Origin of the sequence: Sphingomonas sp. BAUL-RG-20F-R05-02, from assembly GCF_022662305.1 — a bacterium.
GTDB lineage: Bacteria > Pseudomonadota > Alphaproteobacteria > Sphingomonadales > Sphingomonadaceae > Sphingomonas.
The window spans coordinates 37,970-60,896 of sequence record NZ_JAKNQH010000008.1; the positions used below are offsets into that span (position 1 = coordinate 37,970).

General features: G+C 66.6%; 21 protein-coding genes. 11 read left to right on the plus strand and 10 right to left on the minus strand.

The features are described 5' to 3' along the window. Positions 1-410: 410 nt before the first annotated feature. Positions 411-713 carry a hypothetical protein gene (locus L8F97_RS16020; protein ID WP_242152477.1) on the plus strand — a complete coding sequence of 101 codons (303 nt, stop codon included), beginning with the start codon at positions 411-413 and terminating at the stop codon, positions 711-713. A gap of 92 nt (positions 714-805) precedes the next feature. Here L8F97_RS16020 and L8F97_RS16025 read toward each other — a convergent pair whose 3' ends face one another. Next, positions 806-1,876, minus strand: coding sequence for a 5-(carboxyamino)imidazole ribonucleotide synthase (locus L8F97_RS16025; RefSeq protein WP_242152478.1), 1,071 nt, complete (start codon positions 1,874-1,876; stop codon positions 806-808). Positions 1,877-1,906: 30 nt separating this feature from the next. Continuing rightward, a complete protein-coding gene (purE, locus tag L8F97_RS16030) occupies positions 1,907-2,386 on the minus strand; it encodes a 5-(carboxyamino)imidazole ribonucleotide mutase (protein ID WP_409929055.1) in 480 nt (159 codons plus the stop codon). Between the two features lie 104 nt (positions 2,387-2,490). Here purE and L8F97_RS16035 point away from each other — a divergent pair, with 104 nt between their 5' ends. The 4 genes from L8F97_RS16035 (at position 2,491) to L8F97_RS16050 (ending at position 6,027) form a co-directional block, all read left to right on the plus strand. After that, positions 2,491-3,495, plus strand: a complete 1,005-nt coding sequence (locus L8F97_RS16035) for a fumarylacetoacetate hydrolase family protein (RefSeq protein WP_242152482.1) — start codon at positions 2,491-2,493, stop codon at positions 3,493-3,495. Positions 3,496-3,518: 23 nt separating this feature from the next. After that, complete coding sequence (gene treF, locus L8F97_RS16040; RefSeq protein WP_242152484.1) at positions 3,519-5,201, plus strand: alpha,alpha-trehalase TreF; 1,683 nt, start codon at positions 3,519-3,521, stop codon at positions 5,199-5,201. Positions 5,202-5,211: 10 nt separating this feature from the next. After that, positions 5,212-5,628, plus strand: a complete 417-nt coding sequence (locus L8F97_RS16045; protein WP_242152486.1) for an ACT domain-containing protein — start codon at positions 5,212-5,214, stop codon at positions 5,626-5,628. 84 nt (positions 5,629-5,712) lie between these two features. Beyond that, a complete protein-coding gene (locus L8F97_RS16050) occupies positions 5,713-6,027 on the plus strand; it encodes a DMT family transporter (RefSeq protein ID WP_242152488.1) in 315 nt (104 codons plus the stop codon). 82 nt (positions 6,028-6,109) lie between these two features. Here L8F97_RS16050 and L8F97_RS16055 read toward each other — a convergent pair whose 3' ends face one another. The 3 genes from L8F97_RS16055 to L8F97_RS16065 are packed head-to-tail and all read right to left on the minus strand — an operon-like array spanning position 6,110 to position 12,130. Then, entirely contained in the window at positions 6,110-9,385 is a 3,276-nt protein-coding gene (locus tag L8F97_RS16055) for an error-prone DNA polymerase (protein WP_242152490.1), read from the minus strand. Further along, positions 9,382-11,469, minus strand: coding sequence for a Y-family DNA polymerase (locus tag L8F97_RS16060; RefSeq protein ID WP_242152493.1), 2,088 nt, complete (start codon positions 11,467-11,469; stop codon positions 9,382-9,384). Before L8F97_RS16060 ends, L8F97_RS16055 begins: the two co-directional genes overlap by 4 nt. Beyond that, the gene (locus tag L8F97_RS16065) at positions 11,375-12,130 is read right to left on the minus strand and encodes an ImuA family protein (RefSeq protein WP_409929056.1); all 756 of its coding nucleotides are present in this window, start codon (positions 12,128-12,130) and stop codon (positions 11,375-11,377) included. The genes L8F97_RS16060 and L8F97_RS16065 overlap by 95 nt, the downstream gene beginning before the upstream one ends. A gap of 166 nt (positions 12,131-12,296) precedes the next feature. Here L8F97_RS16065 and L8F97_RS16070 point away from each other — a divergent pair, with 166 nt between their 5' ends. From L8F97_RS16070 to L8F97_RS16080, 3 genes are read left to right on the plus strand one after another with little or no spacing between them, the layout of a single operon-like run. Beyond that, on the plus strand, positions 12,297-13,583 hold the full coding sequence (locus L8F97_RS16070; RefSeq protein WP_242152495.1) for a 3-methyl-2-oxobutanoate dehydrogenase (2-methylpropanoyl-transferring) subunit alpha: 1,287 nt from the start codon (positions 12,297-12,299) through the stop codon (positions 13,581-13,583). 44 nt (positions 13,584-13,627) lie between these two features. Then, positions 13,628-14,632 carry an alpha-ketoacid dehydrogenase subunit beta gene (locus tag L8F97_RS16075; protein ID WP_313932027.1) on the plus strand — a complete coding sequence of 335 codons (1,005 nt, stop codon included), beginning with the start codon at positions 13,628-13,630 and terminating at the stop codon, positions 14,630-14,632. 56 nt (positions 14,633-14,688) lie between these two features. Beyond that, positions 14,689-16,029: a dihydrolipoamide acetyltransferase family protein gene (locus L8F97_RS16080; RefSeq protein WP_242152499.1), complete on the plus strand. Its 1,341-nt coding sequence runs from the start codon at positions 14,689-14,691 to the stop codon at positions 16,027-16,029. 89 nt (positions 16,030-16,118) lie between these two features. On the opposite strand, the gene L8F97_RS16085 is transcribed toward L8F97_RS16080, so the two are convergent. After that, positions 16,119-16,265, minus strand: coding sequence for a lmo0937 family membrane protein (locus L8F97_RS16085; RefSeq protein WP_242152502.1), 147 nt, complete (start codon positions 16,263-16,265; stop codon positions 16,119-16,121). A 78-nt stretch (positions 16,266-16,343) separates the two neighbouring features. Beyond that, positions 16,344-17,126, minus strand: a complete 783-nt coding sequence (locus tag L8F97_RS16090; RefSeq protein ID WP_242152505.1) for an SDR family NAD(P)-dependent oxidoreductase — start codon at positions 17,124-17,126, stop codon at positions 16,344-16,346. A gap of 116 nt (positions 17,127-17,242) precedes the next feature. Between L8F97_RS16090 and L8F97_RS16095 the strand changes: the two genes are divergently transcribed. Both L8F97_RS16095 and L8F97_RS16100 read left to right on the plus strand, forming a co-directional pair. Further along, positions 17,243-19,333 (plus strand): RelA/SpoT family protein, encoded by a 2,091-nt coding sequence (locus L8F97_RS16095; protein ID WP_242152508.1) that lies wholly within the window; start codon positions 17,243-17,245, stop codon positions 19,331-19,333. Between the two features lie 85 nt (positions 19,334-19,418). Further along, positions 19,419-19,790, plus strand: coding sequence for a hypothetical protein (locus L8F97_RS16100; protein WP_242152511.1), 372 nt, complete (start codon positions 19,419-19,421; stop codon positions 19,788-19,790). Here the strand turns inward: L8F97_RS16100 and L8F97_RS16105 are convergent. Beyond that, the gene (locus tag L8F97_RS16105) at positions 19,787-20,197 is read right to left on the minus strand and encodes a Rieske (2Fe-2S) protein (RefSeq protein WP_242152514.1); all 411 of its coding nucleotides are present in this window, start codon (positions 20,195-20,197) and stop codon (positions 19,787-19,789) included. The two genes, L8F97_RS16100 and L8F97_RS16105, sit on opposite strands and share 4 nt — an antisense overlap. Before the next feature lie 129 nt (positions 20,198-20,326). Between L8F97_RS16105 and L8F97_RS16110 the strand changes: the two genes are divergently transcribed. Beyond that, the gene (locus tag L8F97_RS16110; RefSeq protein ID WP_242152517.1) at positions 20,327-21,343 is read left to right on the plus strand and encodes a glycosyltransferase family 2 protein; all 1,017 of its coding nucleotides are present in this window, start codon (positions 20,327-20,329) and stop codon (positions 21,341-21,343) included. Positions 21,344-21,376: 33 nt separating this feature from the next. Here the strand turns inward: L8F97_RS16110 and rnc are convergent, their stop codons facing one another. Together rnc and lepB are read right to left on the minus strand one after the other, a co-directional pair. Beyond that, positions 21,377-22,045 carry a ribonuclease III gene (gene rnc / locus L8F97_RS16115; RefSeq protein WP_242152520.1) on the minus strand — a complete coding sequence of 223 codons (669 nt, stop codon included), beginning with the start codon at positions 22,043-22,045 and terminating at the stop codon, positions 21,377-21,379. Then, complete coding sequence (gene lepB, locus L8F97_RS16120) at positions 22,042-22,902, minus strand: signal peptidase I (RefSeq protein ID WP_242152523.1); 861 nt, start codon at positions 22,900-22,902, stop codon at positions 22,042-22,044. The genes rnc and lepB overlap by 4 nt, the downstream gene beginning before the upstream one ends. Between the last annotated feature and the right edge of the window lie 25 nt (positions 22,903-22,927).

Here is a 22,927-nt window from a genome sequence, read left to right on the forward strand (position 1 = left end):
CTTCAACACGCAGCTTCGTAAGGCGTTCAGGTTCCGGTGGAGGCCGCCGCATTGAGAACGAATGCGGCGGCTAAGTTGCCATCGCTGAGGTGACGCCGCTTAAGTTGTAAAGAGCGATTACCGATGAACGCGCGCGGTACCGGCCCATTTCAAAACGTGGGCGCGCGGCTACGCGACATTCAGAACAAGAGTGTTGTGGTCAGTACGCAACGGTACGCGCGCTTACGCTCCGCCAAGCGCCGTCGACAGCGCGTGCAACGATCGATCCTGCACAGGCGTTCTGGGTCATGATTGGTGATGCCAAGGTGGAGCGCCCGCAGCTTGACAGTCGCGGCCCGCCCGTCGAGGTGATCCCGGCAGCGTCGGTCGCGACCGCGCGTTGATGAGTGCGAATGTAGAGGAGTGACGTGATGGCGGCAGTCGATGGCAATTGGGATGTCGTGGTGCGCACCCCGCTCGGTGATCAGAAAGCGGTTCTCGCCGTGCGCAGTTCGGGCAACAGCTTCACCGGCTCGCTCAGCGGCGCGCTTGGATCGGTCGAGATCCCCGAAGGTACGGTCAACGGCGACACGCTGGGCTGGGTGATGTCGATCACAACGCCGATGTCGATGACGCTGGAATGCGGCGCCACGATCACGGACGACGTGCTGACCGGATCGGTCGGCGCCGGCATGCTCGGCAGCTTCCCGCTCTCGGGCACACGTAAGCCCTGATTGCACGGCGGTGGGCAGCGGCTACCTGAGCTCACTTTCACGATGCTATGAGGCTCTCCTGCAGAGCTAAACCTGATGCCGCCAGCCCGTGTTCAGAGCCGGCCGATCCTTGTGACGTGGCCCATCTTCCGGCCGGGGCGAACATCCTTGCCGTAGAGGTGCAGATGCGCGCCCGGTTCGCTGAGGATGTCGGCCCAGCCGTTTGCCTGATCGCCGATCAGATTCTCCATCACCACACTCGGCGCGGTGAGGCCGGTATCGCCGAGCGGCAATCCGCAGATCGCGCGGATGTGGTTCTCGAACTGCGAAGTCATCGCGCCTTCGATCGTCCAGTGCCCTGAATTGTGCACGCGCGGTGCCATTTCGTTGAACACCGGGCCGTCCGCGCCGGCGAAGAACTCGCACGCCAGCACCCCGACATAACCGAGCCGGTCCGCAACGCGCCCGGCGAGCGCCGCCGCCTCGCCCCACTGCGCCGCGATCTCGGCAGGGGCGGGCAAGGTCGAACGCGCCAGGATGCCGTCCTGATGCTCGTTCCATGGCGGCGGATAGCTCACCATCGCGCCGTCCGCACCGCGTACCAGAATGATCGAAAATTCGTGGCTGAAGCGCACGAATCCTTCGAGGATGGCGGGCCGGCCGCCGATCGCGTTCCACGCGGCTTCCGCCTCGGCGGCGGCGTGGATGCGGACCTGACCCTTGCCGTCATAGCCCATCCGCAGCGTCTTGAGGATGGCGGGCGTGCCGATCGTCGCGAGTGCGGCGTTCAGTTCCGCCAGCGTCTCGACCTTTGCCCATGGCGCGGTGCGGCCGCCGAGTTCGGCGACGAAGCTCTTCTCCTCGGCCCGGTCCTGCGCGACGCCGAGCGCGGCGGGGGCGGGATGTACCGTGACCTTGGCGGCGAGATACACGATCGGGTCGAGCGCGATATTCTCGAACTCATAGGTGACGACGTCGGCGAGTCCGGCGAATTCGTCGAGCACGATGCGGCTGTGATAGTCGGCGCGGGTGAAGCTGCCGGCGGTCTGCGCGGCGACGCTCTCCGCATCGGGCGCGAGGACGTGGGTGCGATAGCCGAGCTGTGCCGCCGCGACCGCAAGCATCCGCCCGAGTTGGCCGCCGCCGAGGATGCCAATGGTCGAGCCGGGGGGAAGCGGGGTCATGGTCTACTTTCGTTGGCGGATCTGCACGGATTACGCCGGTTCGGTGGCGACGCCGTCGGTTTGTGCGGTCCGCCACGACTGCAACCGCGCGGAAAGCGGCGCATCCGCCAGCGCGAGGATCGCGGCGGCCAGCAGCGCCGCGTTCTTGGCGCCGGCCTTGCCGATCGCGAGCGTGCCGACGGGGATCCCGGCGGGCATCTGAACGATCGAATACAGGCTGTCGAGGCCGCTCAGTGCCTTGGACTGAACCGGTACGCCGAGCACCGGCAGATGCGTCATCGCCGCCGCCATACCGGGCAGATGCGCCGCGCCGCCGGCGCCCGCAATGATGACCTTGAGGCCGCGCCCGGCCGCTTCGCCGGCATAATCGTAGAGCCGCTGCGGGGTGCGATGTGCGGAGACGACCCTGCTCTCATGCGGGATGCCGAGTTCGCTCAACAGATCCGCGGCGTGGCGCATCGTCTCCCAATCGGAAGTGCTGCCCATGATGATGCCGACCTGCGGTTCCATCATCTGCCCCTAGCGAGGCCGCGCGGCAAGGGCAACGGCGGAAAGCGGGTCGACAGCTTCGGCGAGAGGGTTATGTTCGGCCCATAACAAGCAGGAGAGCGCGCATGAAACTGGCCAGCCTCGAAGGGGGCCGCGACGGCCGCCTTGTCGTCGTCTCGAACGATCTCGCCTGGTGCGCCGATGCGGCGCATATCGTGCCGACCCTGCAAGCCGCGCTCGACGATTGGGACCAGGTGGTTACCGTTCTCCAGAACCTCGCCACCGATCTTGAGCATGAAACGATCCCGATGCGGCGCTTCCACGAACATGCCGCCGCCGCCCCCCTGCCCCGCGCCTATCAATGGGCGGACGCCTCGGCCTATGTGAACCACGTCGCGCTGGTGCGGCAGGCGCGCGGCGCGGAGGTGCCTGACAGCTTCTGGCATGATCCGCTGTTGTACCAGGGCGGATCGGACGGGTTCCTCGGCCCTCGCGACCCGATCCCGCTTGCCGACGAAAGCTGGGACCTCGACCTGGAGGCCGAGGTGGTGGTGGTGACCGGCGACGTGCCCGCCGGCGCCACTCGCGAAGAAGCACTGGGCGCAATCCGGCTGGTCGGCCTCGCCAACGACGTGTCGCTGCGCGCGCTGATTCCGGGCGAAGTCGCCAAGGGGTTCGGGTTTTTCCAATCGAAGCCGGCAAGCGCGCTGTCGCCGGTGTTGGTCACGCCCGAGGCGCTCGGCGACTGGTGGCAAGACGGCAAGCTCCACCGACGCATCAACGTCGACGTCAATGGCAGCCCACTCGGTCGGGTCGAGGCGGGTGTCGACATGACGTTCGATTTCGGTGCGCTGGTCGCGCATGCGGCGAAGACACGCGCGCTGGCGGCGGGGACGATCATCGGCTCTGGAACCGTCTCCAACCGCGATGCAGACGGTGGCCCCGGCAAGCCGATCGTCGAAGGTGGCGTCGGCTATGCCTGCATCGCCGAACAGCGCAGCGTCGAAACGATCCGGGGCGGGCAACCGTCCACGCCGTTCCTCAAACGCGGCGATACCGTGCGGATCTGGGCCGAAGACGATAGGCATCATGCCATCTTCGGCGTAATCGAGCAGACCGTCGGCGAATAAGACAGGGGGCAGGTTTGCGAGCGATGAAGGCGATGCTGGCGGCGGCGCTGCTCGCGCTGGCCGGCGGTTCGGTCGCGCAGGCCGCGTCGCCGCAGCGCGCGACCGCACACAAGACGGTGAAGGGCAAGGCGGCGAAGCACCGCAAGGCACGCCGCCCGCGCCACCACGCCGCCGCCGCCCCCGAGGTCGTCGCCGAAGTCGCGTCGTGCATCCCGCCCGCGACGCCGATCGCGGGGGCGGTGCCGACCCCGCTCGATCTGTACGGCCCGATCTTCACCGCCGTGCAGGCCGCGCGGCTGTATCCGGACAGCAAGAGCTTCGCCGACGCGACCCCGCTGCGCCCGCATGCCGCGATCCTCGCCAACTGGTGCGCGACGCAACCCGAGACGCCGGACCAGTTGCATGCCTTTGTCCAGCGCAACTTCACCGTGCCGATGGCGGCGCCGACTCCGCCGGCCGACCCGTCGCGCCCACCGGTGCAGGACCATATCGCCGCATTATGGCCGCACCTGACGCGCCCGCCGCTCGTCGCGACACCCGGCGGCTCCGCGCTGTCACTGCCGGAACGCTATGTCGTGCCGGGCGGCCGCTTCCGCGAGATGTATTACTGGGACAGCTATTTCACGATGCTGGGCCTGAAGGCGGACGGGCATGGCGACCTCGTCGACTCGATGCTGGCTGATTTCGTGTCGCTGGTCGAACGCTATGGCCATATCCCCAACGGCACGCGCAGCTATTATGTCGAACGCTCGCAGCCGCCGGTGCTGTATCTGATGATGGCGCTGTCCGACACGCACGACCCCGCGATCGAGGCGCGCCGGCTAAAGGCGTTGATCCGCGAGCATGACTTCTGGATGCAGGCCGAGCATGTCGTGACGATGCCGGACGGCAGCGTGCTCAACCGCTATTACAGCCACGCCGACCGCCCGCGCGAGGAATCGTGGCGCGAGGACGTCGCCCTTCAGGCGCGTACCGGGCGGGACGCCGGGCCGCTGTACCGCGACATCCGCGCTGCGGCCGAAAGCGGCTGGGATTTCAGCTCGCGCTGGTTCGCCGACGGTAAGACGCTGGCGACGATCGACACCACCAACGTCGTGCCGGTCGATCTCAACAGCCTGCTGTACGGCATGGAGGGTGCGATCGCCGATTCCTGTCGGGGCGACGGCGATGTGGAATGCGCCAAACGCTTCGACGCGCTCGCCAACGCACGCCGCGCGGCGGTGGAGAAGTGGCTGTGGGACGACAAGGGCGGCCGGTACGGTGACTGGGATATCGCCAGGCACGCTTTGCGCCGGGGTCTGAGCGCCGCCACCGCCTTTCCGCTGTTCACCGGACTTGCCGCGCAGGACCGGGCGGAGATCGTCGCGTCGACCATTTCGGACTCGCTGGTCGCGCCGGGTGGCCTTCGCACCACGCAGGCGCGCACCGGCGAGCAATGGGATGCGCCCAACGGCTGGCCGCCGCTGCAATGGATCGCGATTGAGGGACTGAACCGCGCCGGCCACGAGACGGCGGCGCGCGAACTGGCGCAGCGTTTCCTCGCGACGGTGTTGCACGAATACCGGGCGAGCGGGCGGATGCTGGAGAAATACGATGTCGAGCAGGCCCGACCCGGCGGCGGCGGCGAGTATGCGTTGCAGGACGGCTTTGGCTGGACCAACGGCGTGGTGCGCGCGCTGATCGCACGCTACGGCAGGGCCCAGTGAGCAAGGCTTCGTGACCGTCGTTACCGGGCGCGATGCGATGATCGCGGGCATGGCGCCTGTCCTGCGCGAGGGATGCTTCGTGTTCTGCACCGCGCCCGACCTCGAACGCTTCGGAGCCGATGCGATCAGCCTGTTCCGCGAGGATGAGGGCTGGTCCGCGATCCTGCCGCTCGATCGCGCAGTCGTGCTTGGCTTTGATTGCGCCACACCGATGCGCCAGATCACGTTGCAGGTGTTCTCCGCGCTCGGCGGCGTCGGGCTGACCGCGGCGGTGGCGGGCGCGCTCGCCGGGGCGGGCATCGCCTGCAACATGGTCTCGGCGTTCCACCACGATCACGCCTTCGTCCCCGCCGCGCATGCCGATCGCGCGCTTGCCATGTTGCAACGGCTGCAGGCGGACGTTGCCGTCGCCTCGTCCGCCGACTAAGGCGCGCCTCCGGGGCCACGTCCTCGTACCGCCCACGCGGTTGCATGTCCGGGACGACCCGGCTTCTCAACTCGGGAGGGCGGTATGCCCTGGATTGCACTGACCATCGCCGGACTGCTCGAAATCGTATGGGCGTATGCCATGAAACAATCGGCCGGCTTTACGAAGCCCGGACCGGCCGCGGTGACGATCGTCGCGGTAATCGCGAGCTTCAGCCTGCTCGGCTATGCAATGCGGACCCTGCCGCTCGGCAGTGCGTACATGATCTGGACCGGCATCGGTGCGCTTGGCGCATTCGTGCTGGGCATCGTCCTGCTTGGTGAAGCGGCGACGCCGGGGCGGCTGGTCGGCGCGGGGCTGCTGCTGGCAGGATTGCTGATCCTCAAGGTGACGTCTTAAAGCGGATGCCGAAGCGGCATGACGAGCCGCTGCGCGCACTCGCGCGACACGGCCCGCACGCCAGTGGGTTCGGCGAGCTGCCTTAATGAAAATCGTGGCTTTTTACCGGAATCGCCGGCTTCTCGCGGTAATGCCAGTCGATCCGGCCACGCTTCCACTCCGGGTCGCGCGGGTCGATGGTACCGCCGTGCGTCGCACCATCGCCGGGCATGGTGAGGCGCGGCAGTTCGATGTCGCCAACCTGGCCGAGCAGACCGGTAAGATCGACAACGCGGTCGGCGACGACATGGATCACCAGCCCCTCCTTCTGTACGCGCCCGATGATCGAGACCATCGTCGCGGTCATCACGGTGCGGCGCTGCGCCTCGAACCGGTCGGGCCACAGGATACCGTTGGCGACGCCGGTCTCGTCCTCGATGGTGATGAACAGCACGCCCTTCGCACTGCCCGGCCGCTGCCGCACGAGGATGATCCCCGCCACCTCGACACGCGCGCCGTCCCTTATGTGTTGAAGGTCGCCGCATGCGCGGATACCGCGCCGGGTGAGGTCGCCGCGCAGGAAGGTGAGCGGATGCGCGCGCAGCGAGAGTTGCGTCGCGCGGTAATCCTCCACCACCTCACGCCCGGCGGTGAGCGCGGCGAGCACGACCGGCGGCTCGATGCCCGATGCGCGCGCATCCGCGGCGGCGAACAGCGGCAGCGGCTTTGCGCCGAGCCCACGCACCGCCCACAACGCCTGCCGCCGATCAAGCCCGAGTGCATGGAACGCATCGGCCCGCGCGAGCTTCTCGAGCGCGAGCGTCGACAGTTTCGCACGCCGCCACAGGTCCTCGACCGAAGCGAACGGCCGCTCGTCGCGCGCGAGCACGATGCGGCCGACGTCCGCGCCGGCCAGCCCCGAGACGATACGCAGGCCGAGGCGGAGCGGTGCCAGCAGACCGCTCGGGGCTGGCGTGAGGATGGTGTCCCACTCGCTCGTGTTGATGCACGGCGGCAGCACCGTAACGCCATGCTCGCGCGCATCGCGGACGATCTGTGCGGGGGCGTAGAACCCCATCGGCTGTGCATTGAGCAAGGCGGCGCAGAATACGTCGGGGTGATGATGCTTCATCCAGCATGAAGCGTAGGCGATCTTGGCAAAGCTCGCCGCGTGGCTTTCGGGGAAGCCGTAGCTGCCGAACCCCTCGATCTGCTTGACCAGCCGCTCGGCGAATTCCTGGGTGATGCCGTTCCTGCGCATCCCCTTGATGAGATCGTCGCGGAACTCACCGACACCGCCGGTTTTCTTGAACGTGGCCATCGCCTTACGCAGCTTGTCGGCCCGGGTCGGCGGAAAGCCAGCACCGATGATCGCGACCTGCATCGCCTGTTCCTGGAACAGCGGCACGCCGAGCGTCTTTTTCAGGACGCTTTTCAACTTCGTGCTGGGATATTCGATCTCTACCTTGCCCTCGCGCTCCTGCTCGCGGCGTTTGAGATATGGGTGCACCATGTCTCCCTGGATCGGCCCCGGCCGCACGATCGCCACCTGAATGGCGATGTCATAGAAGTTCGTCGGCTTCATGCGCGGCAGCATCGACATCTGGGCGCGGCTCTCGATCTGGAACACGCCGAGCGTGTCCGCCCGCTGGATCATCTCGTACACCGCAGGATCGTCGACCTGCATTTCCGGACCGGACATCACGAGGTTCAGCCCCTTGTGCGCGCGCAGCAGCTCAAAGCAGCGCCGCATGCAGCCGAGCATGCCGAGGCCGAGGATATCCACCTTCATGAAGCTGAGATACTCTATGTCGTTCTTTTCCCACTCGATTACGCGGCGATCGACCATCGCCGCAGGTTCGATCGGGATCAGCGAATCCAGCCGGTCCCGCGTCAGCACGAAGCCGCCGGGATGCTGCGAGAGATGCCGCGGCGTGCCGATCAACTGCGCGGCCAGGCTGAGCGCAAGCGCAAGCCGCGGTTCCGTCTTATCGAGGTTGAGCGCTTCGACATGTTCGTCGGGAACGCCCTCGCTCGACCAGCCCCAGATCTGGCTGGCAAGTCCTGCGGTGACGTCCTCGGCCAGGCCCAGAGCCTTGCCGACTTCACGGATGCTGCCCCGCGAGCGAAAACGGCTGACGACGGCCGTCAACGCAGCATGATGATGGCCGTACGTATCATAGATCCACTGGATCACTTCCTCACGACGTTCGTGCTCGAAATCGACGTCGATGTCGGGCGGCTCCCCACGATCTTCCGACAGAAATCGCTCGAACAGCAACTGGTGCCTGACCGGGTCTATCGAGGTGATGTCGAGCACGAAACAGATTACGGAATTTGCCGCCGAACCGCGCCCCTGGCACAAAATACCTTGGCTACGGGCGTATTGCACGATGGAATGAACTGTCAGAAAATAGGCGGCATAACCCCAGTGCTTGACCAGTTTAAGTTCCTTTGTCAGCAGTTTGCGATAGGCCGCACTTGGCCGCGCATCTTTACTTCTGATGTTAAGCGCGCGCCACGCCAACTTCTCCAGCGCCTTTTGTGGGCTGTGCCCGCTCATCACCAACTCATCGGGATATTGGTGACCGAGTTCGCGCAACGAAAAGGTGCAGCGCTCCGCGATCGCGGCGCTGGCCGCGATTGCGTGCGGAAAGCGACGGAAGCGGCGCGCCATCTCCCCCGGACTTTTAAGATGCCGGTCGGCGCTGCGTTCGCGGCGAAAGCCCAATGCGTCGATGGTGCATTTCTCCCGGATCGCGGTAACGACATCCTGCAACATGCGCCGTTCGGGCAGGTCGTACAGCACGTCGCCGCTGGCGAGCGGCGTCAGCCCGAAACGCCGCGCGGCATGGTCGAGTGCGTGCAGGCGTGCCACGTCGCCGGGGCGGCGCAACTGGGTGAGGCAAACGTGGCCGCGCGTGCCGAACACGTCCGCCATCCACCGCAACGCTACCGCATCCGCGCCGGCGATGCCGGGCACCAGCGCCGTCACCAGCCCATCGGCATACGCCGCGACATCCTCCCAATGCAGAAAGCAGCGCCCCTTTTCACCGGCCTTGCGGTCGGCACGGCTCTTGCCGAGCGTGAGCAGCCGCGTGAGGCGACTCCACGCGGCACGGTCCTCGGGCCAGACCAGCAGCGACGTGCCGTCGACCAGATCAAGCCGACAACCAGGGATCGACCGGATCGCAACGCCGATTTCGGCGAGTTGATCGCAGGCGTAGAGGGCTTGCACCACTCCGGCGACGGAATTGCGGTCGACGATGCCGAGCGCGGGCAGACCCAATGTCGCAGCGACCTTGAACAGTTCCTCAGGCGACGCCGCCCCGCGCAGGAACGAATAATGCGTCGTGACCTGGAGTTCGCAGTAGGTCACCCGAACGCACCGTGAATGAACCAGGCAAGGTCGCCGGTCTCGGCCCGCTCGCCATCGCCGCGACGGAACAGCCAGAAGCGATGGCCGATTTCGTCCTCGACCTGAAAATAGTCGCGGACCAGTTGCGCCTCCGCGGTGCGATGCCACCATTCGCCGAGGATGCGTTCCGGCCCGTCGGCACGGACGATCCGGTGCGTCTGCCCGCGCCAGGTGAAGCGGCGCGGCGGCTGGTCGGGCAGTTCGGCGATGACATGATCGAGCTGTTCGGGCCGCCGCAGTAGGCGCGCCGGACGCGGCCAGCGTGGATGCCAGGGGTGCAGATCGACACCGCGATCGAGTTGACGGATGTCGTCCGACTTGAGGCGAGGGCCGGCACGCGGCGCCTCGCTCATGGGCGGCGCGGGTGCAAGCGAGCGTTCGGGCACATCGCTTTCGACCGCGCGCATCCGCCATAGCCGCGCATCGCCGATGCGGTTGGCGAGCGTATCGACGAGGGGAGCAAGGTCGGCGGGTCGATCCTCCAGCCGTTCGTCGAACGGCTGCGCATCGAGCCGGTCGGCACGGCGGACGTGGAGCGCGAGCGCGTCGATGCCGTAGCCCGGGGCGATCTCCTCGATACGGCGGGTGATGAGACGCAGCATGTGTGCGCCATCGCGGCTTGGCCGGGCGAGGCCGATGTGGAGGCGCTGCGGTATGCCGTCGATGCGATCGGCAACGAGTTCGATTCGCCGTGCCCCCTGCCCGACCTGCGCAAGCGCGGTGACGAGGCGCGGCATCAGTACACCAAGCCAATGCGCAATCGCCTCGGCCGTGGCGATCGGCTCCATAAAGCGCTGCTCGACCAAGATCGGCTCGGGCGGAACGACCGGATCGAGCGGCTCGGCGACACGCCCGCTCGCCTGATCGATGCGGGTGACGAGCGCGTCTCCGAACCGGCGCACGAGGGGCGCGCGCGGCATTGCGACAAGCTGGCCGATTGTATTCACACCAAGGTGAACAAGCGCATCGACCGCACCGGCATCGAGACGGAGCGCGGCGAGGGGCAAGCCGGCAATCGCCTCGACATGACGCGTGGGCGGCACGATGCTGCACCCCCGTCCACCGAACCGCGCCATCGCCCAAGCCGCACCCGCCGTGTCCGCCACCGCGATCCGCGCGGTGAAGCCCAGTCGCCCAAGCAGTCGAACAATGCGCTGCGCCATCCGGGCCTCACCGCCGAACAGATGCGCGGAGCCGGTGATATCGAGCATCAGCCCGTCCGCATCCCCCCCGTCCGTTGTGGAAAGCGCAGTGAGCGGCGTCCAGCGGCGTGCCGCCGTGATGGCGAGGCGCAGCAGATCGGCGGCGTCACCTGCGGGATCGGCGTCGCGGATATCGAGTTCCGGCACCAGCGCACGGGCCTGCGTTATCGCCATGCCGGGGGCCAGGCCGAGCGCACGTGCGCCGGCGCAGGCTGCGGCGATGACGAGGCGGCTGCCCTGTTTGATGCTGGTGACGAGCGGGCGATCCTCACCGCTATGGCGGACCGGGGTCGGACGCTCGGGCACGGCGATGTCACGCAATCTCGGACGCTGCAACGTCTCGCGTCCGGAAGAGTCCGGATGCCCGGCCATGCTGCGCGGGTCTGGCCCGAGCGATTTCGGAACCGAGCCCGCCGGGCGGAAGGGTTGGCCCCCGGTCGCCTCGTCGGCACGCATCGCGCGGAACGGTGGTGCGGCCGCTTCGCTGCGACGGCCGAGGTCGCGAAACGGAGGCCGCTGGTGTGCGGGCAGAGCAGCGATCTGCGCTTCGACGTCTTCCCGAGCCCAGCGCGCGCCCGGACGCCAACCTCCGCCGCGAGGGACAGAGCATGTTTCCGCACGTTCGGCGGCAGCGGCTTTCTCGAGGGGGGTAGCGCCACGGCCAAAGCCCGTGTCGCCGGACAGCGCTTCGCGCCGCCGGCCGCCTTCGTCGCCGTGCGAAATAGCTGCGCTATTTGGTCTCGCGACGTCAGGCCGCCTCGACATAGACGTATCGATCTGCGTCATCCGTCGCAGCCGTTCGATCGACCAGTCGGGCAGGTAGAGCGAGGCGACCCGTTTCATCGCATGCCTCCATGATGGTTTGGAAAGGCTCGCCGCCGCGCTGGCGGACGAGGTCGATGTGCCAGCAGGCGCGCCCCACCCCCTCGACCGGCAGCGGCGTGGAGGGCGCGCTGCCGATCCGCCAGCGTGTGATTGCGGCGGAGGGGACGTGAAGCGGATTGCCGCCTTCCCTCGCATGGCGTTTCAGCAGCAGCGCGATGGTCTTGCCGCCTTCCGCCGCCAGTTGCAGGCGGCGCGTATTGGGCATGGCGGCGCGCTTGACCTCGCCGATCACCGCACCGAGGCCACGGTGCCGCAGCCCCTCCTCCATTAGCGCCAGCACCTCGGCATCGTCGGCGGCCTCCGCATAAAGCACGCGGTCAGGATCGAGCCCGGCCTGATACAGGCCCGGCGCGAACAGATCACGCCGGCGTACCACCCACAATACCGGCCCCCATGCCCGCGCGGCGGCGCCCGCCATGAACAGCGTCGCAGCGGCATCGTCGCCGGGATTCGGGCTGGCGGCGGCAACCTCATGCAACGAATCGAGCCGCAAACCGCCGCCCGCGATCCGCTCGTCGAGCGCCGCCACACCGAACGGCAACACCGGGCGACGCTTGTAGCCGTCGCCCTGGATCGCTCGCAGGCTTTCGCGCAATTCTGCTATAGTGGCTGACGACACGATTCGACTCGCTGCTAACTGTTCCTATTTTGTTCTGTTTTGATGCGGCGAGTCAATGGCCTTGCGCAACGGAGATCTAGCAAAGCCGGTTGAAATATAATAACAACAGTGCACAAGATGATTTCGGGCGCTGATGAAGGCGATCCGAACCGAAGCCGGAGATGTGATGTCCAGCGACCGTCAAGGCGCGAACCTGCCCCCCCTCTCGCTGTACGTGCCGGAGCCGCGCTTCCGACCGGGCGATGCGGTTGATTTCACGCAGGTAAAGCTGCCCCCAGCCGGCCAGGCGCGTCGGCCCGACACCGCCGACCGCGCCGAGGATTTTACCGACCTTGCCTATGATCTCGTGCGCGTGCTGGACGAGGATGGACAGGCGGTCGGTCCGTGGAACCCGCGACTCGACCCCGATACGCTGCGCGGCATGCTGCGCAGCATGGCGACCGTGCGTGCGTTCGACGAACGCATGTTCCGCGCGCAGCGACAGGGCAAGACCAGCTTCTACATGAAGTGCACCGGTGAGGAAGCAGTGGCCGTGTCCGCCGCGTTCGCGCTCGATCGTGACGACATGTGCTTCCCGTCGTACCGCCAGCAGGGCCTGCTCATCGCGCGCGGCTGGGATTTGGTCGACATGATGAACCAGATCTATTCTAACAAGGGCGACCGGCTGCAGGGCAAGCAGTTGCCGATCATGTATTCGGTCAAGGAGGCGTCGTTCTTCTCGATCTCGGGCAACCTCACCACGCAATATCCGCAAGCGGTCGGCTGGGCGATGGCGAGCGCAGCCAAGGGTGACACCCGCATCGCCGCCGCCTGGTGCGGCGAGGGATCGACCGCCGAGGGTGACTTCCACTCGGCCTGCACCTTCGCCAGCGTGTACCGCGCGCCGGTGATCTTCAACGTCGTCAACAACCAGTGGGCGATCTCGAGCTTTTCCGGGTTTGCCGGCGCGGAGGCGACGACCTTTGCGGCGCGCGCGATCGGCTATGGCATCGCGGGCCTGCGGGTCGACGGTAACGATGCGCTTGCGGTCTATGCCGCCACTGCCTGGGCGGCGGAGCGCGCCCGCACGAACCAGGGACCGACCCTGATCGAGCATTTCACCTACCGTGTCGAAGGCCATTCCACCTCGGACGATCCCGGCCAGTACCGTTCCGCCGGCGAGGCGAGCGCATGGCCGCTCGGTGATCCGGTTACGCGGTTGAAGAACCACCTCATCGCACTCGGCGAGTGGGACGAGGAGCGGCACGTCGCGCAGGACAAGGACGTCGCCGAAATGGTCCGCGCCGCTCAGAAGGCGGCCGAAGCGAACGGCATCCTCGGCCACGGGCTGCACCAGCCGCTCGACACGCTGTTCGACGGCGTGTTCGAGGAAATGCCGTGGCACTTACGCGAGCAACAGGCACAGATGATGGCGGAAGAGACGGCAAGCGGCCGTCCGTGGGCGCGCAAGTGATGGCTGAGGACGCAAACGTGCAGGCTACCGAACCCACCACGCGCATGAACATGATCCAGGCGATCAACTCCGCGATGGCGGTGATGATGGAGCGCGACCCCGCCGTGATCGTGATGGGCGAGGATGTCGGCTATTTCGGCGGCGTGTTCCGCGCAACCGCCGGGCTTCAGGCCAAGTTCGGCAAGACCCGCGTGTTCGACACGCCGATCACCGAATGCGGCATCATCGGCGTCGCGGTCGGGATGGGCGCCTATGGCCTGCGCCCGGTGCCGGAAATCCAGTTCGCCGATTACATCTACCCCGCGCTCGACCAGTTGGTGAGCGAGGCGGCGCGGCTGCGCTATCGCTCAGCCGGTGAGTTCATCGCGCCGATCACGGTGCGATCGCCGTTCGGCGGCGGCATCTTCGGCGGCCAGACCCATTCGCAAAGCCCCGAGGGCATCTTCACCCACGTCTCGGGCATCAAGACGGTGATCCCCTCGACGCCGTACGACGCCAAGGGGCTCCTGATCGCCGCGATCGAGGACAACGACCCCACGCTGTTTTTCGAGCCAAAGCGCATCTACAACGGCCCGTTCGACGGCCATTGGGACAAGCCGACGCAGAACTGGTCGCAGCATCCCGCCGGCGCGGTGCCGGAGGGCTATTACAAGATCCCGCTCGGCAAGGCGAACGTGGTGCGCGAGGGGGAGGCGCTGACCGTGCTGGTCTATGGCACGATGGTGCACGTCGCCTCCGCCGTCATCGCCGAAGCGGGCGTCGATGCCGAGATCATCGACCTGCGCACTTTGGTGCCGCTCGATATCGAGACGATCGAGGCATCGGTGAAGAAGACCGGGCGTTGTATGATCATCCACGAGGCGACGCGCACCGGCGGGTTCGGCGCGGAGCTGTCGGCCTTGGTGCAGGAGCGCTGCTTCTACCACCTTGAGGCGCCGATCGAACGCGTTACCGGCTTCGACACGCCCTACCCGCACAGCCTCGAATGGGCGTATTTCCCCGGTCCGGTGCGGATCGGCGAAGCGCTCAAGAAGGTGATGCGCGATTAGGGATGGGTTCCCATCCCCTTGTGTTTCCAGATTTCGCTCGAACAAACGGATTTGAAATGGCGCGTTTCACCTTCAAGCTGCCCGATATCGGTGAAGGCATTTCCGAGGCGGAGATCGTCGCGTGGCACATCGCCGTGGGCGACCGGGTCGAGGAGGACCAGCGTGTCGCCGACATGATGACCGACAAGGCGACGGTCGAGATGGAATCGCCGGTGTCCGGCGTTGTCGTCGAACTGGCGGGCGAGGTCGGCAAACAGGTGTCGATCGGCGCGGCGCTGGTGGTGATCGAAACTGACGCGGTCGACGTCGGGGCCGAAGAAGCGCCCGCGCTCGGACCGATCGATCTGGTCGATCCGACGGAGCAGGTGTTCGAGGCGGAGAACCCCGGTGTCGAGGAGGTTCTCGCACCCGCGCACTCCCCGGCACAGGCATCGGTGCCGTCTGAGGGGGCTGAACCCGAAGCGCCGCGTCCCGCTGCCGCAGATGCTGGCCCGCGGTCTGCACCGGGCAAGGCAGACGAGGCGAAGGCGCCGGCGACCGTATTAGCCTCGCCTGCGGTACGCGACCGCGCCAGGACGCTCGGCGTGGATCTCGCGCAGGTGAAGCCAGCCGAGGGCGAGCGTATCCGCCATGCCGATCTCGACGCATTCCTGCGCTACGGCTCCGCACAGGGCTATCACGCTCCACACGCGAACCGCGCACGCGCCGACGAGACGGTAAAGGTGATCGGCATGCGCCGCCGCATCGCCGAGAACATGGCGGCGTCGAAACGCGCGATCCCGCACTTCACCTATGTCGACGAGATTGATGTCACCGCGTTGGAGGACATGCGCGCCGACCTCAACGACAATCGCGGCGACCGCCCCAAACTGACCATGCTGCCGCTATTGATCGCGGCGATCTGCAAGACGATCCCCGCCTTCCCGATGCTCAACGCCCGCTATGATGACGAAGCCGGCGTGGTCACGCGTCACGGCGCGGTGCATCTCGGCATGGCGACGCAGACCGACGCGGGGCTGATGGTGCCGGTGATCCGCGACGCGCAGGATCGTAACGTCTGGCAGCTTGCCGCCGAGATCACGCGACTGGCGGAAGCCGCACGGACCGGCAAGGCGACGAGTTCGGAACTGTCGGGATCGACGCTGACGGTCACGTCGCTGGGGCCGCTTGGCGGCGTTGCGACCACACCGGTCATCAACCGGCCGGAGGTGGCGATCATCGGCCCGAACAAGATCGTCGAGCGGCCGGTGTTCCGGGGCGACGACATCGTGCGGGCGAAACTGATGAACCTGTCGATCAGTTGCGATCACCGCGTGGTCGACGGCTGGGACGCGGCGAGCTTCGTGCAGGCGCTGAAGCGGTATCTCGAAACGCCGGTGCTGCTGTTCGCCGACTGAACGGCGATTGGCGCGCCGTTGAACAGGCCGCACTCTCAAATGTGACGCCGCCCCGGTAACACCCCCGGGGCGGCCATCACGTTTGCCGGTTATAAGGAGCGGCGACCGGTGATGAGTTGGAAGATCACGACGATCACGGCGATCACCAGCAGGATGTGGATAAGCCCGCCGCCGATATGGATCGCGAAGCCAAGCAGCCACAGCACGACGAGAATGACGGCGATTGTCCAAAGCATATTGAGGCTCCCTCTAGTAATACCTGATCTGAACGTCGCGTGATGCAGAGCGTTCCGCCTGCGTGACAAAAGCTTCGATTAACCTGCCAACAGCCTTTGCACGTGCGCCGAGATCCGTCGTGCGACCCCGCGCGGCAGCAGGCGGACCGAACCCGCCATCGCCGCGTTCCTCGCGCCCGCCACCTTGATCGCCCTGCCCTGCGCGAGCGCCGCCATACCGTCGCGTACCACCGTCTCCGCATCGGCCGCGTTTTTCTCGAAGAAGCCGCTGCTGCCCATTCCGGCGATCCCCGCGAACTCGGTGCGGGTCGGGCCGGGGCATAGCGCCGTCACCCGCACGCCCTGCCCGCGCACCTCCTCGTGCAGCGCCTCGGAGAAGCTCAGCACGAATGCCTTGGTGGCGTAATAGACCGCCATGCCCGGTCCCGGCTGGAATGCTGCGGTCGAGGCAATGTTGAGGATGCCGCCACGCCGCTTCGCGACCATTCCCGGCAACACCGCATGCGTGAGTTCGACCAGCGCACGACAGTTCAGGTCGATCATCGCCGCCTGCACGGCGCCGTCACTATCCGAAAGCGCACCGCGAACGCCTAAGCCGGCGTTGTTGGCGAGCGTATTCACCGTCAGCCCGCGTGCGGCGATCTCGCGCATCAGTTCAGGCACAGACCCGGCCGCGCCGAGATCGCAGGCGATCACGTGCGCCGAAACGCCCGTGCTGGCGATCCTAGTCGCCAGCGCCTCCAGCCGCTCGGCCCGCCGCGCGACGAGTATCACGTCGTTGCCGGCCGCCGCCGCGCGTTCGGCGAACAGCGCGCCGAGCCCGGCCGATGCGCCGGTTATGAGCCAGGTGTCGCGTGCCATATCGTCGTCTCCGTGTCGCCGCAAAGCGTTGCAACAACGCCACCATGCAGCAAAAGCCCACTGACACGATCAAGATTGTATTGCCAAGCAGCGGGGCACGCCCCACTCTTGGGGGAGTGCTGCGCCAATACGAACTGGTCGATCGGGTTTTGAGCTACGATCCGAATGCCGACGAGGCGTTGCTCAATCGCGCTTATGTGTTCTCGATGCAGGCGCACGGCAGCCAGAAACGCGCGTCGGGCGACCCGTATTTCAGCCATCCGATCGAGGTGGCGGGTATCCTCACCGACCTGCGGCTCGACGACGAGACGATCGCCACCGCGATCCTGCACGACACGATCGAGGATACCGTCGCCACGCCGGAGGAGATTACCCGGCTGTTCGGACCGTCGGTGGCGCGACTGGTCGATGGCGTGACCAAGCTTTCCAAGATCGAGGCGCAAACCGAGAACGAGCGCGCGGCGGAAAACCTGCGCAAGTTCCTGCTCGCCATGTCCGACGACATCCGCGTGCTGCTGGTGAAGCTGGCCGACCGGCTGCACAACATGCGCACGCTGCACTTCATTTCGAAGCCGGAGAAGCGCCGCCGCATCGCGCGCGAGACGATGGATATTTACGCGCCGCTCGCCGAGCGGATCGGCATGTACGAATTCATGAAGGAGATGCAGACGCTCGCCTTCGCGCAGCTCGAACCCGAAGCGTATGAATCGATCACGCGACGGCTGGAGCAGCTGAAGGACGGTGGTGACGACCGCATCGAGAAGATCGGCTCCAGCCTCAAGATGCTGCTGTCGCGGCACGGCATCGAAGCGGAGGTCAACGGCCGCGAGAAGCACCCCTATTCGATCTGGAAGAAGACCAACGAGCGTCACATCAGCTTCGAACAATTGTCCGACATCATGGCGTTCCGCGCGATCGTGCCGGACGAGGAGGCGTGTTACGCTGCGCTCGGCGCGATCCACCGGCGCTGGCCGATGGTGCCGGGACGGTTCAAGGATTACATCTCGACGCCAAAGCGCAACGGGTACCGCTCGCTCCACACCTCGGTGATCCATGCCGAGAACCGCCGCATCGAGATCCAGATCCGCACACCCGACATGCACGAGGAGGCCGAACTCGGCCTCGCCGCACATTGGGCGTACAAGCAGGCCAACGCCCATCCCGAAGCGCAGGTGAGCTGGATCCGCGATCTCGTCGAGATCCTCGACAATGCCGAGAGCCCTGAAGAGCTGCTCGAACATACCCGCATGGCGATGTATCAGGATCGCATCTTCGCCTTCACGCCGAAGGGGGAACTGCACCAGTTGCCCAAGGGCGCGACCCCGATCGACTTTGCCTATGCGGTCCACACCGATCTTGGCGATCAGGCGGTCGGTGCGAAGGTCAACGGGCGGGTCGTGCCGCTACGCACGATTATCGCCAATGGCGATCAGGTGCAGATCTTGCGATCCAAAGCGCAGCACCCGCAGGCAAGCTGGATGAATTTCGCGATTACCGGCAAGGCGCGTGCGGCGATCCGACGCTTCCTGCGCCAGACCGAGCGCGAGGAAACTCATGCGCTGGGCCGCAAGCTGTACGACGAGGTTGTGTCGCGCCTGCCCGCGCCGCTTGGGGCCGAGGCGATCAAGGTCGCGCTCACCCGGCTTAAACTTGCCGATGAGGCCGCGTTGATGGAGGCGATCGCCCGGCGGCGCATCACCGATGCCGAGGTCATGGAAGCGCTGATGCCCGGATCGGTGCAGGCGAGCGGCCAGCAGCAGGCGCCAGCGCAGACCAAGGCGATCTCGATCCGTGGTCTCACGCCGGGCGTCGCCTACGATCTCGCCGAATGTTGTCATCCGGTGCCGGGCGACCGCATCGTCGGCCTGCGCCGACCGGACCAGGGCATCGAGGTGCATGTCATTGAATGTCCGGTGCTCGCCACCGCCGACGATGCTGACTGGGTCGATCTCGCCTGGGGCGACAAGACCGAGGGCGGCACGGCGCGCATCGCCGTGGGGGTCAAGAACGAACCCGGCTCGCTCGGCACGATCGCGACGATCATTGGTGGACAGAAGGCCAACATCGTCAACATGCGGCTCGACAACCGCGACACGGGTTTCCACACCAATACCTTCGACGTGGAGGTGCACGATACGCAGCACCTGATGCGGCTGATCGCGGCACTGCGCGCGGCGGATGCGGTCAGCGGCGTGGAGCGGATCTAGCCGTGCCATGGGCCGCCCGCGCGCCGCGACCGATGCTTTTGCAGCCAGACCGGTTCGGGTCTACAAGCGCAACATGATCCGTTTGATGCCACGCCCCGCCCACCTGCTCGCGCTTGCCGCTGCGGCATGCTGTTGCCCGCTTCCGGGTTCAGCGCAGACACAGGCGGCACCGGAGACGGCGCAGCCGACCGCCGCGCCCGATGGCGACACGATCCGCCTCAGCGACGAACAGCGCGACAAGATCCTCGACAGCAACACCATCGAAAGCGCGGCGCGCGCGCGGGGCGAGATGGACGCCGGCGGCGCCCCCCTCTCGGGCATCCACGGCGAAGTCGGCGCGATGATCGGCTCGAACGGCACGCGTGGCATCTACGGCACGGCGGCGATCCCGCTGGGCGACAATGCCGGCGCGGTGGTCTCGTTCGAAAACAGCCGTTACGGCTACCCCCGCCGCTAACCGAGGAACGGCAACCAGCGGAAGCGCGGGCCGGTGCGCGCGGTAACGATCGTGCCGCGCATCACCGCAACCGGCCACGGCTCCAGCCGTTGCCCCTTGCACGGCCCGGAGATGCAGGCACCGTCCGCAACTTCGAACAGCGCGCCGTGCCAGCGACAGGCGAGCAAGGTGCCGGTCGAGACCTGGTGCACGATATAATCGTCCGGTGCCGCCGCCAGCGGTACGCCAGCGTGCGGGCACAGATCGACGTACCCCGTCACCGTATCGCCGGTGCGAACAACCACGCCGTCGAACCTCCCGGCCTTGAACGACAAGCGGAAACCGCGCGCGGCACCATCGGCGATGTCGGCGAGCGGCCCGAGTTTGATGCCGGGCGGCGTAATGTAGATGCGGGTATCGGTGGCCATCGCGGCGCCTTATCGAATCAAAAAGCTTTGGATGCTACCGCCTTCGCGGTTGGGGATCGGGGGAGCTTCGCGAGCATGCAGCAATTTTCGGCATCGGCATTCGGCGGCCAAGGCGCTATGCGCGGGACTATGCAACGTCCTGCCCTCTCCGTCGTCATCCCGTGCTATAACGAGGCTGCCTGTCTCGATCAGCTTTACGCGCGCGTCTCCGGCGCGGCGCGGGCGGCGGTGGGTGAGGATTTCGAGATCCTGTTCATCAACGATGGATCAAAGGACGATAGCTGGCCGGTGATGCAGCGCCTCGCCGCGGCGGACCCGCACCTCGTCGCGATCAACCTGTCGCGCAACCACGGCCATCAGCTTGCGCTCACCGCCGGGCTCGACCTGTGCGCGGGCGAGCAGATCCTCATTATCGACGCCGATTTGCAGGACCCACCGGAATTGCTTGCCGACATGCGCGCGATGATGACCGCGCAGGACGCCGACGTCGTTTATGCGGTGCGCCGCAAGCGCGCGGGCGAGTCTTTGTTCAAGAAGGTGACGGCGGCGGCGTTCTACCGGCTGCTCGACCGGGTGACCGACACTGCCATCCCGCTCGATACCGGCGATTTCCGGCTGATGAGCCGGCGCGCGCTCGACGCGTTCCTGTCGCTCCCCGAACAGGCGCGCTTCATTCGCGGCATGGTTGCATGGGTCGGCTTCCGGCAGGTGCCGTTCGTGTACGACCGGCACGAGCGGTTCGCCGGTGAGACCAATTACCCGCTCGGCAAGATGATCCGCCTCGCGCTCGACGCGGTAACGGGGTTTTCAACCGCGCCGCTTCGGCTCGCCAGCCACGCCGGGCTGGTGCTGACCGGGCTGTCGCTGCTGCTGTTCGTCTACATTGCGGTCGGTTTCCTCACCGGCAGCGCGGTGGCGGGCTGGACCTCGACGATGCTGGTAGTGGTGCTGCTGGGTGCGGTGCAGATGTTCGTCTTGGGCATGATCGGCGAGTACCTCGGCCGGCTCTACGTCGAATCGAAGCGGCGGCCGTTGTATCTGGTAGCCGACGTGGCCGGGCCGGTGCAGGGCCGCGCGACGCTGGGCTTCCGCGCCGAGCCGCGCGTGGTACCGGGCGAAGCAGCCGTGGAGACTGCGGCGGAGTAAGCCGCGCCGTCGGCTCCGCGCCCGGATCGACGCTCAGCCGGTAACCTTCGCCAGCAACGCCGCCGCTGCCGCCGTCTCGGCCTCCTGCTTTGACCCGCCCTCGGCCTGCGCCTCCGCAAACCCGCCCAACGTCGCCTTCACGATGAAGCGCGGTGCATGGTGCGGGCCGGAACGGTCTACCACCTCGTAAGCCGGCGCCTTGCGGTTGTTTGCCGCCGCCCACTCCTGCAACGCCGACTTTGGATGCAGCGGCGCCGCCGTCGCGCGCATCGGCCGGTCGCCCCAAGCGGTACGGATCGCGCTCCGCGCCGCCTCCAGTCCGACATCGAGGTACAGCGCGCCGATCAGCGCCTCCATCACGTCGCCGAGCACATTGTCGCTGTCCGCCGCGCCATCGTCGCGCGCCTGTTTGCCGAGCCGCAACTGCGCCGGCACGCCAAGCGCGCGCGCGACGTCGGCGCACGCCGCGCCGGTTACCAGCGTGTTAAGCCGCCGCGAGAGCGCGCCTTCCGGCTCCTTGGGGTATAGCGCGTACAGCCACTCCGCCATGACGAGGCCGAGCACGCGGTCGCCGAGAAATTCGAGCCGCTCGTAATTCGCCGCCGCCTGGCTGCCATGCGTCAGCGCGCGCTCGTAACTGGCGAGATCGGCGGGCGCATGACCGAGCGCGCCCGCGATCCAATTCCTAAGCGCCTTGCTCAAAAGCCTTCCCCGATGCGGTTCAGCCGCGCGGCGGTGAACCACGTCCACGGCAGCAGCCAGTTGGCCGAACCATCGGTCGACCAGAAACCGACCACCGCCTTGCCCTCGATCCGCTCCATCGGCACGTACCCCATGCCTGAGGCTTCACCCGGCAACGCGTCGGCGGGCGCTGGGAAGCGGCTGTCCGAACTGTTGTCGCGGTTGTCGCCCATCACGAACACGCGGCCGGCGGGTACGGTGTATAGCTTGGTGTCATCGCGGTCGGGCATCTCGCCCTTGTCGAGCACGTTGTAGCTCTTGCCGTCGGGCAGCGTCTCGCGGAACTGCATGTAGCGGCATACCGGCTTGCCCTTGGCGTCGACGCTCTGGAACGGCGTGTCGCAGGCGTCGGTGCCGTAATTGGGCGACAGCGGCAGGATGAAATCGCCGATCCGTTGCTTCGGCACGGCGACGCCGTTGAGGATCACCTGACCGTACCGCACCTGAATGGTGTCGCCGGGCAAGCCGATCACGCGCTTGATAACGTCGACGTCGTCACCCGGCGGCCCGCGGAACACCACCACATCGCCGCGCGCCGGATCGTGCGGGAAGATACGGCCGGGGATCAGCGGCACGCCCCACGGCAGCGACCAGCGCGAGTAGCCGTAATTCCATTTCGAGATGAACAGGTAATCGCCGATCAGCAGGCGCGGCATCATCGATTCGCTCGGGATGCTGAACGGCGCGAGGATGAAGCTGCGGAAGATCAGCACGACCACCGCAAGCTTGAGCAGGAAGGTCAGCGTCTCGCGCGTCTCCGAACGCGGCTCTCCCGCCTTGGTGGTAACGCGGGCGGGTTTTAAATCGGGTTCGGACATTTTCGGGCCTTTGGTCAGGGTGCCA

Coding starts and splice junctions, on each gene's coding strand:
- L8F97_RS16020 (WP_242152477.1), top strand. CDS start 411: ATGGCGGCAGTCGATGGCAATTGGGATGTCGTGGTGCGCACCCCGCTC.
- L8F97_RS16025 (WP_242152478.1), bottom strand. CDS start 1,876: ATGACCCCGCTTCCCCCCGGCTCGACCATTGGCATCCTCGGCGGCGGC.
- purE (WP_409929055.1), bottom strand. CDS start 2,386: ATGGAACCGCAGGTCGGCATCATCATGGGCAGCACTTCCGATTGGGAG.
- L8F97_RS16035 (WP_242152482.1), top strand. CDS start 2,491: ATGAAACTGGCCAGCCTCGAAGGGGGCCGCGACGGCCGCCTTGTCGTC.
- treF (WP_242152484.1), top strand. CDS start 3,519: ATGAAGGCGATGCTGGCGGCGGCGCTGCTCGCGCTGGCCGGCGGTTCG.
- L8F97_RS16050 (WP_242152488.1), top strand. CDS start 5,713: ATGCCCTGGATTGCACTGACCATCGCCGGACTGCTCGAAATCGTATGG.
- L8F97_RS16060 (WP_242152493.1), bottom strand. CDS start 11,469: ATGAAACGGGTCGCCTCGCTCTACCTGCCCGACTGGTCGATCGAACGG.
- L8F97_RS16070 (WP_242152495.1), top strand. CDS start 12,297: ATGTCCAGCGACCGTCAAGGCGCGAACCTGCCCCCCCTCTCGCTGTAC.
- L8F97_RS16075 (WP_313932027.1), top strand. CDS start 13,628: ATGAACATGATCCAGGCGATCAACTCCGCGATGGCGGTGATGATGGAG.
- L8F97_RS16080 (WP_242152499.1), top strand. CDS start 14,689: ATGGCGCGTTTCACCTTCAAGCTGCCCGATATCGGTGAAGGCATTTCC.
- L8F97_RS16085 (WP_242152502.1), bottom strand. CDS start 16,265: ATGCTTTGGACAATCGCCGTCATTCTCGTCGTGCTGTGGCTGCTTGGC.
- L8F97_RS16090 (WP_242152505.1), bottom strand. CDS start 17,126: ATGGCACGCGACACCTGGCTCATAACCGGCGCATCGGCCGGGCTCGGC.
- L8F97_RS16100 (WP_242152511.1), top strand. CDS start 19,419: ATGCCACGCCCCGCCCACCTGCTCGCGCTTGCCGCTGCGGCATGCTGT.
- L8F97_RS16105 (WP_242152514.1), bottom strand. CDS start 20,197: ATGGCCACCGATACCCGCATCTACATTACGCCGCCCGGCATCAAACTC.
- L8F97_RS16110 (WP_242152517.1), top strand. CDS start 20,327: ATGCAACGTCCTGCCCTCTCCGTCGTCATCCCGTGCTATAACGAGGCT.
- lepB (WP_242152523.1), bottom strand. CDS start 22,902: ATGTCCGAACCCGATTTAAAACCCGCCCGCGTTACCACCAAGGCGGGA.